The sequence below is a fragment of the Achromobacter sp. D10 genome (genome assembly GCF_035282245.1).
GTDB lineage: Bacteria > Pseudomonadota > Gammaproteobacteria > Burkholderiales > Burkholderiaceae_B > Achromobacter > Achromobacter insolitus.
The window spans coordinates 1-12,444 of the sequence record NZ_JAYJLE010000020.1 but is presented as its reverse complement, the minus strand read 5'-3'; the positions used below and the strand labels follow the sequence as shown (position 1 = coordinate 12,444).

At 66.5% G+C, this 12,444-nt stretch carries 12 protein-coding genes and 1 pseudogene; 5 read left to right on the top strand and 8 right to left on the bottom strand.

Annotated elements, in window-relative coordinates; all coding sequences use genetic code 11:
- Positions 1–70, top strand: a pseudogene (locus tag VCS63_RS29790) (allantoate amidohydrolase); the annotation flags it as partial.
- Between the two features lie 37 nt (positions 71–107).
- Here VCS63_RS29790 and VCS63_RS29640 read toward each other — a convergent pair.
- The 4 genes from VCS63_RS29640 to VCS63_RS29625 all read right to left on the bottom strand — a co-directional run bounded on the left by VCS63_RS29640 (position 108) and on the right by VCS63_RS29625 (position 4,867).
- Positions 108–1,346: an ABC transporter substrate-binding protein gene (locus VCS63_RS29640; RefSeq protein ID WP_164794853.1), complete on the bottom strand. Its 1,239-nt coding sequence runs from the start codon at positions 1,344–1,346 to the stop codon at positions 108–110.
- Positions 1,347–1,464: 118 nt separating this feature from the next.
- Positions 1,465–2,208 carry a GntR family transcriptional regulator gene (locus tag VCS63_RS29635; protein WP_063642646.1) on the bottom strand — a complete coding sequence of 248 codons (744 nt, stop codon included), beginning with the start codon at positions 2,206–2,208 and terminating at the stop codon, positions 1,465–1,467.
- 2 nt (positions 2,209–2,210) lie between these two features.
- Positions 2,211–3,821, bottom strand: a complete 1,611-nt coding sequence (locus VCS63_RS29630; RefSeq protein WP_063962501.1) for an AMP-binding protein — start codon at positions 3,819–3,821, stop codon at positions 2,211–2,213.
- 5 nt (positions 3,822–3,826) lie between these two features.
- The gene (locus VCS63_RS29625; RefSeq protein WP_042793131.1) at positions 3,827–4,867 is read right to left on the bottom strand and encodes a cyclase family protein; all 1,041 of its coding nucleotides are present in this window, start codon (positions 4,865–4,867) and stop codon (positions 3,827–3,829) included.
- Positions 4,868–4,993: 126 nt separating this feature from the next.
- Here VCS63_RS29625 and VCS63_RS29620 point away from each other — a divergent pair, with 126 nt between their 5' ends.
- Positions 4,994–5,989, top strand: coding sequence for a Bug family tripartite tricarboxylate transporter substrate binding protein (locus VCS63_RS29620; protein ID WP_042793132.1), 996 nt, complete (start codon positions 4,994–4,996; stop codon positions 5,987–5,989).
- A complete protein-coding gene (locus VCS63_RS29615) occupies positions 5,986–6,708 on the top strand; it encodes an SDR family oxidoreductase (protein ID WP_323881913.1) in 723 nt (240 codons plus the stop codon). The genes VCS63_RS29620 and VCS63_RS29615 overlap by 4 nt, the downstream gene beginning before the upstream one ends.
- Before the next feature lie 10 nt (positions 6,709–6,718).
- Here VCS63_RS29615 and VCS63_RS29610 read toward each other — a convergent pair whose 3' ends face one another.
- Both VCS63_RS29610 and VCS63_RS29605 read right to left on the bottom strand, forming a co-directional pair.
- Positions 6,719–7,141, bottom strand: a complete 423-nt coding sequence (locus VCS63_RS29610; protein WP_253637327.1) for a hypothetical protein — start codon at positions 7,139–7,141, stop codon at positions 6,719–6,721.
- 17 nt (positions 7,142–7,158) lie between these two features.
- A complete protein-coding gene (locus VCS63_RS29605) occupies positions 7,159–8,055 on the bottom strand; it encodes a GlxA family transcriptional regulator (RefSeq protein WP_063642709.1) in 897 nt (298 codons plus the stop codon).
- Positions 8,056–8,145: 90 nt separating this feature from the next.
- Between VCS63_RS29605 and VCS63_RS29600 the strand changes: the two genes are divergently transcribed.
- A complete protein-coding gene (locus tag VCS63_RS29600) occupies positions 8,146–8,820 on the top strand; it encodes a DJ-1/PfpI family protein (RefSeq protein ID WP_175201587.1) in 675 nt (224 codons plus the stop codon).
- Between the two features lie 4 nt (positions 8,821–8,824).
- Here VCS63_RS29600 and VCS63_RS29595 read toward each other — a convergent pair whose 3' ends face one another.
- Positions 8,825–9,307: an Lrp/AsnC family transcriptional regulator gene (locus tag VCS63_RS29595; protein ID WP_042796951.1), complete on the bottom strand. Its 483-nt coding sequence runs from the start codon at positions 9,305–9,307 to the stop codon at positions 8,825–8,827.
- A gap of 144 nt (positions 9,308–9,451) precedes the next feature.
- On the opposite strand from VCS63_RS29595, the gene VCS63_RS29590 reads away from it, so the two are divergent.
- Complete coding sequence (locus VCS63_RS29590; RefSeq protein ID WP_323881910.1) at positions 9,452–10,075, top strand: LysE family translocator; 624 nt, start codon at positions 9,452–9,454, stop codon at positions 10,073–10,075.
- Positions 10,076–10,118: 43 nt separating this feature from the next.
- On the opposite strand, the gene VCS63_RS29585 is transcribed toward VCS63_RS29590, so the two are convergent.
- A complete protein-coding gene (locus VCS63_RS29585) occupies positions 10,119–12,005 on the bottom strand; it encodes an ABC transporter ATP-binding protein (RefSeq protein ID WP_042793136.1) in 1,887 nt (628 codons plus the stop codon).
- Positions 12,006–12,444 lie beyond the last annotated feature (439 nt).

The following is a 12,444-nucleotide window of genomic DNA, read 5'->3' as shown; positions in this document are numbered from 1 at the left end:
GCAACTGCTGGACGGCACCCGCGTGCTGTATCAGTCCGTCCTGGAACTGGACCGGGCGCTGCGGGCGTAGTTGTCGCGGGCGCCTTAATGGCGCCCGCCTTTCATCGCTACTTCTTCACCAGCGGGCAGGACGACCGGGACAGCGGCATGAAGGCCTGGTCTCCCGGCAGCGTGGCCACCAGCTTGTAGTAGTCCCAAGGGCCCTTGGACTCGGCCGGCTTCTTCACTTCGAACAGGTACATGTCATGCACCATGCGTCCGTCCTCGCGGATGCGGCCATTGGTGGCGAAGAAGTCGTTGATGGGCATGGACTTCATCTGCTTCATCACCGCCGCGGGCTCGTCGGTGCCGGCGGCCTGCACGGCCTTGAGATAGTGCATGACCGAGGAGTACGTGCCCGCCTGGCTCATGTTGGGCATCTTCTTGAGCTTGTCGTAGTAGCGCTGGGACCAGGCGCGCGTCTGGTCGTTCATGTCCCAATAGAAGGCCTCGGTCAGCGTCAGGCCGGCCGCCGCTTCCAGGCCGATGGCGTGGATGTCGTTGATGTACAGCAGCAGTCCAGCCATTTTCTGGCCGCCCTTGGTCAGCCCGAATTCGCTGGCGGCCTTGATGGCGTTGACGGTGTCGCCGCCGGCGTTGGCCAGTCCCACGATCTGCGCGCGGCTGGCCTGCGCCTGCAGGAGGTACGAGGCGAAATCGCTGGAGCCCAGCGGGTGGCGCGATGCGCCCAGCACGGTGCCGCCATTGGCCTTGACGACTTCGGTGGCGGACGCCTGCAAGGTATGGCCGAACGCATAGTCCGCCGTCAGGAAGTACCAGCTCTTGCCGCCTTGCTCGACGGTGGCGCGCGCCGTGGTGTTGGCGAGCGACCAGGTGTCGTAGGTATAGTGGACCGAATAGGGCGAGCACAGGTCATTGGTGATGCGTTCGGTGCCGGGGCCGCTGTAGACCACGATCTTTTTTTTCTCGCGCGCCACTTCCAGGACGGCCAGCGCGGGGGCGGAGCCCGCCACGTCCATGATGGCATCCACCTTCTGGGTGTCGTACCACTCGCGGGCCTTGGCGGCCGCGATATCGGCCTTGTTTTGATGGTCCACCACAAGCAGGTCGATTTTCTTGCCGAGCACGGTGCCGCCGAAGTCCGCAATGGCCATTTCGGCGGCGGTGGCGCTGCCTTTGCCCGTGACGTCGGCGTACACGCCGCTCATGTCCAGGATCAGGCCCATGCGGACCACATCGTCGGAGATTGCCTGCGCCAGGGCGCCAGGCGCGGCGGCAAACGCGGAAAACAGGGCAAGCGTGCTGCGCAACTTCAAGGAAATCCGGGGGGTTCTACGGCATTTCATGGTTGTCTCCTTTGATGCCGGATCTTGTTCGGATACTGCGGGCGCTTGTGAGAATCAGCTGCTGCGCTCTGTTATGGCGGGTTGCGACGGGGGGCGGGCTCTTTGGTGGGGATAGGCCTTAGCGGTGGGGGAGAAGATCGAATTCCATCCGTACCTTGCGGAACGGAAATTCCAGCCGCGCGAAATACACCACGCGGCCGTCGATGCAGGCGTAGCGGCGCAATTCCGCCACCGGAGAGGACACGGGTATCTGAAGCGACTCCGCGGACTCCTGGCCGGCCTCGATCACGTTGAGCACCTGGCGCGCTTCGCTGATGCGGGCGCCGTAGAACTGATCCAGCACGGGCGCCACGGTGCTTTTCCGGATGCGGGCGCGGTGTTTGCGGAACAACACGCTGTCCAGGAAGACCTCGCTATAGCAGAAGGGAGCGCCGTCCGTGGTGTGCACCCGCCGCAGATACTGGAAGCTGCCGCTGCGGTCGGCGTTGCAGGGCATGCCCAGCGTGTCCGGCAGGGGCGAATCGGCGCTGGATTCCACCAGGGACACGGTGCCCAGCTGATTGCTCAGTTCCACGGTCTCGGCCCAGGTCTTGGGGATGAGCAGGGTCGGCGTTTCGGGCAGCTCCGCGTTGACAAACGTGCCCGATCCGCGCGATCGGCGGATCAGGCCGTCATCTTCCAGCAGGCCGAACGCCTGCCGGATGGTGGCCCGCGAAATGCCGTAGGTTTCCATCAGCGATTCCAGCGGCGGGATCTGCTGCCCGGGCCGCCAGGTGCGATTCTGGATATTGCTGCGAAACAGCGCCGCCGCCTGCAGATACAGGGGTTGGGGGCTGCGCGAGAATAGCTTGGGGTCGGGCATGTTCAGGCCGAAGGCGTCAAGGGCGGGGCTGCAAGTATGGCATCGGCCATCTCGCGCAGCCGGTGCTTCTGGATCTTGACCGAGTTGGCGCTTTCCACCGAGGGGAAAGCGTCCAGCACGGTAAAGCCCGCGGGCGTCTTGAAACCTGCCATTGCGGCCTTGCAGGCGCGGGTCCAGCCTGCCGGGTCCGGCGCGGCGCCTTCGCGCAGCAGCACGAAGGCATAGGGCACGGTCTTGCCGGCCTGCGTGGCGCCCACCACCTGGCAGGCGCGCACGCCGGGCAAGGTTTCGACCACCTGTTCGATTTCCACCGGATTCACCAGGAAGCCCGAGAGGCGCAGCGAATCGCCCATGCGGGTCTGGAACACGAACTGGCGCGGGTTCAGCGTGTAGCCCAGGTCGCCAGTCTTGAAGTAGCCGTCGTCGGTCAGTGCGCCGCGGGTGGCTTCCGGATTGTCCAGATAGCCCTGCATCAGGCTGGGCGAGAGGATTTCGAGTTCGCCGGACTGGCCGTGAGGCAGGACTTCGCCCGTGGCCGGATCGCGCGCGCGCACGCGGGCTTCCGGGTAGATGAGCGTGCCGCCCGGCTGGTGGCGTACGGATACGTCGCCCTCCGCTGGATCACGCGGCTGGCCGGCAACCAGCGCCACCAGTTCGCTGGATCCGTAAAGGCCGGTAAGCGGCACGCCGGCCTCGCGAGCCAGGTCCAGCATGTTGTCCAGCGCGGGCGTGAAGCTGGCGAAGCCGAACAGGCGGGCGGAAGCGAAATCCCCCTGGCCCGCGGCCCGCATCATGCCGACCAGGGCTTCGTTGTTGGCATAGGTATGCGTGACCGCATGGCGGCGCACCGCAGCGGCGGACTGCGCCGCGTCGAATACGGGCGCGCAGACCACGGGCACGCCCTGCGCCAGGCCGCCTGCCAGCGTCGCGAAACCGAAGGCGCCGCAGAATGGCGCGCTGGCCAGCACGCAGGCGCCAGGGGCGTAGTCAAAAGCCCGGGCCACGGTCTCGCCATGGTTGAGCAGAGTGCGTTGGTCGTGCAGCACGAATTTGGGCTTGGACGTGGTGCCGGACGTGGTGAAGCACAGCACGCCCGCATTGGGTTGGGCCGGCGGAGCGGGGTCCGGGCAGGCCAGGAGGTCCAGGTAGCGATGCGCGGGTTTGCCATGCATGGCGTCGGGCAGCGCTTCGCCCACCCCCGTCAGCGCGATCACGCCTTGCAGGCGCGCCAGATGCTCGGGCGCCACCTCGCCCAGGATGCCCTGGAAGTCGATGCCCTTGAATCCCGGCCAGAACACCAGCCAGTCGGCCTTTCCGCGGCCCAGGATGTCGGCGAGTTCCAATGCGCGAAAGCGCGTGTTGACCGCCAGTACCAGCGCGCCCAGGTGGGCGCTGGCCAAGAAGGACTCCACCCAGGCCGCGCAATTCGGCAGCCAGACCGCGACCCGCTGCCCCGGTTGCACGCCAATGCGCGCAAGCCCGGCGGCCAGCGCGCGGCTGCGCGCGCGCAGCAGTTCGGCGCTAATCGGCTGGTCCTGGTCAATCAGGATAGTCGCGTCGGGCTGGCGGGCAACCAGCGCGTCCAGGTGGGCGGAGAAAGTCGTATGCGGCATGGCCGTCACACCGTGGCGATCGGCGTCACGGGAGAACCGACGGCGCCCGGCATGCGCAGGGGCGGGGCCGTCAGCAGGAAACGGCTGCGGCCTTGTTCGTGCAGCCAATCGGCCAGGTCCTTCAGGTACCAGAGTTCCGCCAGCGGCACGCCCAGCTTGAACAGGCAATGGTGGTGCAGCGGCAGGATGGAATGGCCGGGGCCGGCGCTGCGCGCGGGATAGGCTTCGACCGCGTAGTTGTCCGCGCAGATCGCGGCAATGCCGGACTGCGTGATCCAGTCCAGCAGCGCCGGGTCGGAGCCATCCAGCACGGCGCCGGTCTGTTCCAGCCGATGCGCGTCGGGCTGGCCGTTCATGGCCACGATCGCTTCCGCGAAGCCGGTGCGCAGCACCAGCATGTCGCCGGACTCGATCGTCACGTTCTGCGCTTGCATGGCCTCTTGCAAGCGTGCCAGGTCCACGAGGGTGCGGCCGGGGCCGAAGGCGCGCGCAAGGTCGACAAGCACGCCCCGACCCTGCATGCCTTTCTCGGCATAGCGGCTGATGCTGAGTTTGCGCGCGTACGAACCGCCGGGCGGGCAGCAGGCGTCGGGCGAGGTGTCGGGATCCGCGCCGCCGAACACGTCCACGCCGGCCGCGTAGCCGTTGTAGTAGACGCGGCGCGCCTCGCCGTCACCCTGGATGTCGAACAGCGCGCCCACGTGACAGAGGCCGTCCCATTGGGTGGAGTACTGCATGGACATGGTGACCTGGTCATCGGACAGCACGTCCACGGCTTCGGGTTGCACCTGGGACATCTGGAAGTTCAGATAGGGCGTGCCTTCGCGGAACGTGGGCTTGAGGACCGGCGCGTGGCGGCGCGGATTCAGCACGTTGCCGCCCGGCAGGTCCAACGGCAGCGACAGGCAGAACACCTTGCCCGCGCGCACTTCACGCACGGCCTGCAGCACTTTTTCCTCGGTCAGCAGGTTCAGGCGGCCGATCTCGTCATCCGGGCCGAAGTCGCCCCATGTGGAGCCTTCGGGGCGTTGGGTCCAGCGTTTCATCTGCTTGTCTCCTGGAGGTTTTCTATGTTTTTATTAATATAGTACGTATTTACGTACTTTAAAAAGAGACCCGCAAGAAGCCACAAAAGAAATCCGCAATCAGCGGATTCGATAGGAGACAAGTCCATGACGCAATTGCCGCATCCGAATGCCGCGTGGCGCAGGCTGGCCGTCGCTGCGCTGGCCATACTGGCGCTGCCAGCCGCGCAAGCCGCCGGCTACCCCGATCATCCCGTGACGGTGGTCGTGCCTTATCCGCCGGGCGGCGGCGCGGACATCTTCGGCCGCGCCATCGCCCACGCGCTGGAACCGGGCCTGAAGCAGACCGTGCTGGTCGAGAACAAGCCCGGCGCGGGCGGCAATATCGGCATGGCCTACGTGGCGCGGGCCAAGCCCGACGGCTACACGCTGGGCCTGGGCACCATCGGTACCCAGACGATCAACCAGTTTCTCTATAGCAACATGGCGTTCGACCCCGAGCGCGACCTGGTGCCCATTGCGCTGGTATCCACCACGCCCAATGTCATCGCCGTCAGCGCCAAATCGCCCTATAAAACGGTGGCCGACGTGATCAAGGCGGCCAAGCAGTCCAAGGACAAGAAACTGACGTACGCCTCGCCCGGCATCGGTTCCTCGGTGCACCTGACCGGCGCCTATTTCGAAGCCATGGCCGGCGTGACCATGTTGCACGTCCCGTTCAAGGGCACGTCCGCGTCGCTGCCTGCGGTGGCGGGCGGTCAGGTCGATCTGCTGTTCGACAACCTGCCCGGCGCCCTGGCCCAGATCAAGGACGGAAACCTGGTGCGCGGCGTGGCCGTGACCTCGGCCGCGCGCGACGCCTCGGTGCCCAATCTGCCTACCGTGGCGGAGTCCGGCCTGCCGGGCTTCGACGTCACCGCGTGGTTTGCGCTGTACGCCCCGCGCAACACACCGGAAGCGGTCGTCAAACAGTTGATCGAAGCCGCTCGCAGCGGACTGCAAACCCCGGCCATCGCCCAGAATTTCTCGGGCATGGGAGCCAAGCCTGGCACGCTGTTCGGCGCGGACCTGGCAGCCTTCGAGAGCGAGGAGCGCAAGAAGTGGGGCGGGCTCATCAAGGACAAGGGAATCACCGCGCAATGAATACGCCCACCGCACTGGTCACCGGCGGCAGCCGGGGCATTGGCCGCGCCATCGTCGCGCGCCTGATCGACGACGGCTTTCTGGTCGTCAACTTCAGCCGCGGCGCGCCCGAGGCGCTCCTGCCCGGCGAGACGTTCCGCTCGGTGGATCTGGGAGATCCTGCGGCTACCATTGGCGCGGCGCGGGAGCTCGCTGCCGAACGCCAGGTCCTGCATCTGGTCAACAACGCCGGCATGATCCAGGTCGCTCGTGTGGACGAGGTGACCCAGGAACAGATGGCGCGCACCATGGCGCTGAACGTCACGGCGCCGGTGTTGCTGATGCAGGCCCTGCTGCCGGGCATGCGGGCGGCCGGCTACGGGCGCGTGGTGAACATCGGCAGTCGCGCCGCGTTGGGCAAGGACGGGCGCACTGCGTACGGCGCGTCCAAGGCGGCGCTCGCGGGCATGGCGCGCACCTGGGCACTGGAGTTGGCGGGCAGCGGCATCACCGTGAACACCGTCGCGCCGGGGCCGATAGCGACTGAACTGTTCAACCAGTCCAATCCGCCGGGCGCGCCGAAGACCTTGGCGCTGGAGGCGTCTATCCCGGTAGGACGCGTGGGCCGACCGGAAGAGGTTGCCCACGCGGTCTCCATGTTCATGGATGCGCGCGCAGGCTTCATGACCGGGCAGATGCTGTATGTCTGCGGCGGGGTGTCGGTGGGGCTGGCTGGCTGACTGCGGCGGCCTACTGCTTCGTCCAGGTGCGCCCGTCGGTGGAGCGGTATTCGCCGCCGGTGGCGCAGCAACCGCCGCCGCCAAAGGCTTGCTCGCCCAGGAAGGCCCGTACGCCTTTGCCGGCGCGGTCGGCGCTCAGGCTTTGCCGCACGCAGGTCGTGAACGAGGGATAGAACTCCGGTTCCAGCACCTTGACCCAGCGGGCCGCGCTGGCGCCGTCCGTGGCTGGTTCGCGCAGATAGACCTTGCAGTCGCTGACGACCAGTAGCACGGGCTGTCCGTTCAGGCTGCCTTCGAAACGTTCATGCGGCGCGGCGTCGCGCAGCAGTGTTTGCTCCAGCGCTTGCGGCGGCGGGTCGCGGCCGCAGGCCGTGAGCAGTGGCAACAGCGCCAGCAACCCGAACATCATGCGCAGCGCGGAAGGCGTTTTCATCGCCTGGCCCCAGGTTTTCATTCCGACACCGTCCGTTGCGGCGCGGCGTGCACGGCGAACTCCCGCAGCATTTCTTTTCTCGATACCTTGCCGGACGCCGCCAGCGCTTGTGCACGTTCCTGCCGCAACCGCTTGAGCACTTCCGTGGGCGCCACGCCGAAATGCGCGGCAAACTTGCGCTGGAAGGTGCGGCGCGACATCTGGCAGGCGTCGGCCATGTCGTCGACCGACCAGCGCGCCGACAGCCGGGCCTCGATTCTTTCCACCAGATCCCGGAACGGCGCCGCCACCCGATCCTGCAGGCGCAACGCCTGGCTGTACTGGCGTTGGTCGCCGTTGCGGCGCATGAATACGACCAGCCGGCGCGCGACGCATTGCGACAGGTCTGCTCCGAAGTCGCGCTCGATCAGCGCCAGCGCCAGGTCGATGCCGGCGGTGACGCCCGCCGAGGTCCAGTACTTGCCGCTTTCGATATAGATGCGATCGTCTTCGACGCGCAGCGCGGGGTAGCGCTGGCGCAGCCTGTCGGCCGAACGCCAGTGGGTGGTGACGGCGCGTCCGTCCAGCAGGCCGGCCGAGGCCAGCACGAACGCGCCTGTGCACACGCTGCACGTGCGCCCGGCATTCGCGTCGCGGCGGCGCAGCCAGGCTCGCGTTTCGCCATGGGCGCCGGCCAGATCCGCGCCGGGTCCACCGGGCACGAACATCATGTCCACGGGCTCATCGCCATCGTCGGCGAAGGTGCCGTCCACCTGCATGCGCAGCCCCTGTTCCCACGTGGATACCAGGGGCGTGGCGGCGATGGTGCCCAGGCGGTAGAGCTTGCGGCCCGATTCTTCGTTGGCTGAACTGAAGGCTTGCCAGGGACCGGCCAGATCCAGCGGCTGGAAACCGTCATACAGTACGAACACCACGCGCAATGGCGCATCCGGCGCCGGAATTGGCGCAGCCTTCCTGGCGCGTCCGCCTATGCTGGAAGGCGTCGTTTCTAACGGAGCATCGTCATGCATGTGAATTTTCTCTTGTTCGAGGGGCTGACCCAGCTGGATATGACCGGGCCGTACGAAGTGTTGGCGAACGCGCCGGGCTTCACCGTGGATTTTGTCGCAAAAACGCGCGATCCGGTGCGCAGCGATCGCGGCCTGTGTTTCGTGCCCACGCAGACCATCGCGTCCGCCCCGCCTTGCGACCTGCTGGTGGTGCCGGGCGGGCCGGGCACGGATGATGCCATTGTCGACGCCGACTGGGTAGCGTTCACGCGCGCGCAGGGGCTCGCGGCGCGGTATGTGTTTGGCATCTGCACCGGTTCGCTGCTGCTGGGCGCGGCGGGCCTGTTGCGGGGCAGGCGCGCATCCAGTCATTGGCGCGCGCGTGCATTGCTGTCGCACTTCGGGGCCATCCCCAGCGAAGAACGCATGTGCGTGGATGGCAACCTGTTCACTGCCGGCGGCGTGACCTCGGGCATCGATATGGGGCTGAAGGTCGTGGCGATGCTGTGCGGCGAAGACGTGGCCAAGCTGATCCAGCTGCAGATCGAGTACGACCCCGAGCCGCCGTTTCCCGGCGGCACGCCCAAGACGTCCGAGCCGGCCGTGGTGCAGCGTTATCTTGCGCTGTCGCAGGCCCGGTACGAACGCCGGTCGCAGGCGGTGGAGCGGGCCGCGGCGGCGATGGAATGAGTGCTCAGCGGGCCAGGTGGTCCAGCGGAAGCGGGCTTTGCGGTTTGACGGTCTGGATGGCGAAATTGCTGCGTATGTCTTTCACGCCTGGCAGCTTGAGCAGGGTGTTCAGCAGGAAGCGTTCATAGGCGCGCAGGTCGGGCACCACCACCTGCAGCAAGAAGTCGGATTCGCCCGATACCAGGTGCGCGGCAATGACTTCCGGCAAGGTGCTGACTTCCTTGCGGAACAGGGCGGAGTCGCGCTCGTGGTGCCGCTCTACCTTGATGCCGACGAAGACGGTCAGGCCCAGGCCGACTTCGTCCGGAGCGAGGCGGGCCTCGTAGCCCTGGATCACGCCCGCTTCTTCCAGCAGCCGCACCCGCCGCAGGCAGGGAGAAGGAGACAGGCCGATCTGTTCGGCGAGCTCGACATTGGTCAGCCGGCCGTTCTGCTGCAGCGCCTCCAGGATACGGCGGTCGTAGGCATCCAGTTCACGTTTTGGCATGGAATCAAGATCAGGGTTTATAGATTGGTGGAATATGCCAATCATGATAAATCCAATGGCATGAATAGGATGCACATGCCAGCCCGCTTTTTCTAGAATGATCGCCTGCAACGCGTAACGGTAGAGGGTAAGGCGATGGCGGATATGGCGATGTTTCTAGGGGCGCTGCTGATTGTCTACGTGGTGCCCGGACCCGACATGCTCCTGCTGCTGGAAACGGGCATGCTGCGCGGCAGGGCGCAGGCCTTGGCGGTGGCTGTGGGGCTGGCGATTGCGCGAGCCGCGCATGTGACCCTGGCCGCGCTGGGATTGGCGGCGCTGTTCAAGACCCATCCGTGGGCGTTCGACGTTGCGCGCACCGTGGGCGGCTGCTATCTGGTGTGGCTGGGGATCAAACTGCTGCGGTCAGGCCCGGTCTCTTATGACGCGGCCGGGCGGGCGGTCGCGGAGCGGGCCGGGCTGGGGCCGGCGCTCCTGAGCGGCGTGCTCACCAACGTGCTCAATCCCAAGGCCTTGCTGTTCTGTTCGGTGTTGTTGCCGCAATTCGTGTCGCCCGCCCTCGGGCCGATCGGTCCGCAGTTCGCGGTGCTGGGCGTGATCCTGGTCAGCCTGGGGCTTGCCCTGGATGTGCTGTGCGCCTTGGCCGGCGGTGCGGTAGGACGCTGGATGTCGGCCAGCCCGCGCGCGCAGAAGATCCAGAGCCGGGTGTTCGGCCTGGCGCTGATCGGCTTTGGCCTGCGCCTGACCGTGGCCCAGCGTCCGGCCTGAACCGTCGGCCCCGCGGCTTGCGCCACGGGGCCGACCGCCAGGTTTACTTGGCGTAGGCGTACGAGGACTCGTCGGCTTCCTCGTCCTTCGGCTGCGGCGGGACGGCGCCGTCTTCCAGCAGTTCCGACTGCGTCAGGCCCTTGGTCAGTTCCAGTGCCTGGCGCTCGAACAGGCGCCGGTACAGGCCACCCTTGAGCCGGATCAGCGCGTCGTGGCTGCCTTCCTCGATAACGCGGCCGCGGTCCATCACCAGCAGGCGGTCCAGCGCGCGCACCGTCGACAGGCGGTGCGCAACCACCAGGGTGGTGCGGCCCACCATCAGGCGGTCCATGGCCTGCTGGATCAGCACTTCGCTTTCGCTGTCCAGGCTGGACGTGGCTTCGTCCAGGATCAGGATGGGCGCGTCGGCCAGGAAGGCCCGGGCGATGGCGACACGCTGGCGTTCGCCGCCCGACAGCTTGACGCCGCGTTCGCCCACCAGCGTGTCGTAGCCCTTGGGCAGCGCCATGATGAAGTCATGCGCGCTGGCCAACCGCGCCGCCTGCTCGATCTCGGCCTGGGTGGCGCCGGGACGGGCGTAGGCGATGTTCTCCGCCAGGGTGCGGTGGAACAGCACCGGCTCTTGCTGCACGATGGCGATCTGGCTGCGCAAGGACGCCTGCCGCGCCTGGGCAATGTCCTGCCCGTCGATGGTGATACGGCCGCCATTGATGTCATACAGACGCTGGATCAGCTTGATGAACGTGGTCTTGCCCGAGCCGGAATGGCCGACCAGGCCGACCCGTTCGCCTGGGGCGATGCGCACCGAGAACTGGTCGTACAGCGCCTTGTCGTGCGCGCCATAGCGGAACGTCACGTCCTCGAAGCGGATCTCGCCAGCCGTGATGCGCAGGTCGCCCGCGCCAGGCCTGTCGTCCACGCCCAACGGTTGCTTTTCCAGCGCGACCAGTTCTTCCATATCGTTGACCGAGCGCTGCAGGTTGCGGATATGCATGCCCACGTCGCGCAGGTAGCCCTGCAGCATGAAGAACATCGTCAACGCGAAGGTGATGTCACCGACGCTGGCCTGGCCGCGCGACCACAGCAGCAGCGATGCACCCAGGATGCCCGCCTGCATGGCGACCAGCATCGCGCCCTGGATACCGCCGTTGATCGTGCCGCGAATCCAGGTGCGGCGGGTGCGGCGCCGCCATTTGTCGACGACACGGTCCAGCCTGACTTCTTCGCGCTCTTCCGCGCCGAAGGCCTTGACCACGGCGTTGCAGCTGACGGCGTCCGCCAGCGCGCCGCCCATGCGGGTATCCCAGGCGTTGCCCAGGCGCGCAGCCGGCGCCACGTAGCCCAGCGACAGTGCGGCCGTCACGGCGATATACAGCACCGAGCCCAAGCCCACTACCAGGCCCATGATCGGCCAGTGCACGCCCAGGAGGGCGGTGGCGCCCACCAGCATGACGACCGAAGGCAGCAGCGCGACCAGCAGGGTGTCGTTCAGGATGTCCACCGCCCACATGCCGCGCGTGACCTTGCGCACCGTGGAGCCGGCGAAGCTGTTGGCGTGCCAGTCCGTGGAAAAGCGCTGCACGCGGTAGAACGCGTTGGACACGATGCCGTTCATCATCTTCAGCGTGAAGGTGATGATGTTCTGGAACACGGCTTGGCGCAGCAGCGTGCCGCCGATGCCCAGCGCGATCAGCAGCCAGAACGAGGTGAGCGCCGCGTTCCAGACGATGTCCTCGCCGGCCGCGCCGGAAGCCACGGCGTCGATCAGTTTGCCGGCATACAGCGGTGTCAGCACATCGGTCACCGCCGACAGCAGGGCGAGCGCGATGATGGCGGAGGTACGCCAGGGCTGCGCGCGCCAATGGCGGAAGGTAAAGCCCAGGACATCCTTGAAGGTCTGTCCTCGTAGATCGATTTTTTTTCTAGCCATTGCAATGGCCCGGCGGCACCAGGACGCCGGGTGTCCTTGTGTGGAAAGAGGAAGGAACGGCCTGCGCTGCGAAGCGCGGGCGATTGCGTTTAGGGTTTTGGGGCGGGCACGGAGGACCGGTCGCTAGATAGGCATCCAGCGATGGGTCCGCGCGGGCGACGACTTAATGGCGTCGCGGAGACACGCGCGGGACGGCGGTATGCGGATTCATCATCTTGCGCCTCCCAGTGGTGTATTGAATGGAGAAAAGGAATGGGCGTAGGCCCGAATTGAAGATTCTATAGAAGTGGTGTAAGCGAATCAACGGGTGGGCACGCGCCAGTGTGGGTTTTTTTCAACTGACGAGGGCGTTCAGCCTGGGGTGAACAGGTTTGAAGGCAGGCGCGCGACGGCGTCGTAGGTGAGGCGGATGTGGGCGGCCAGCAGATCGCAGGCGCGG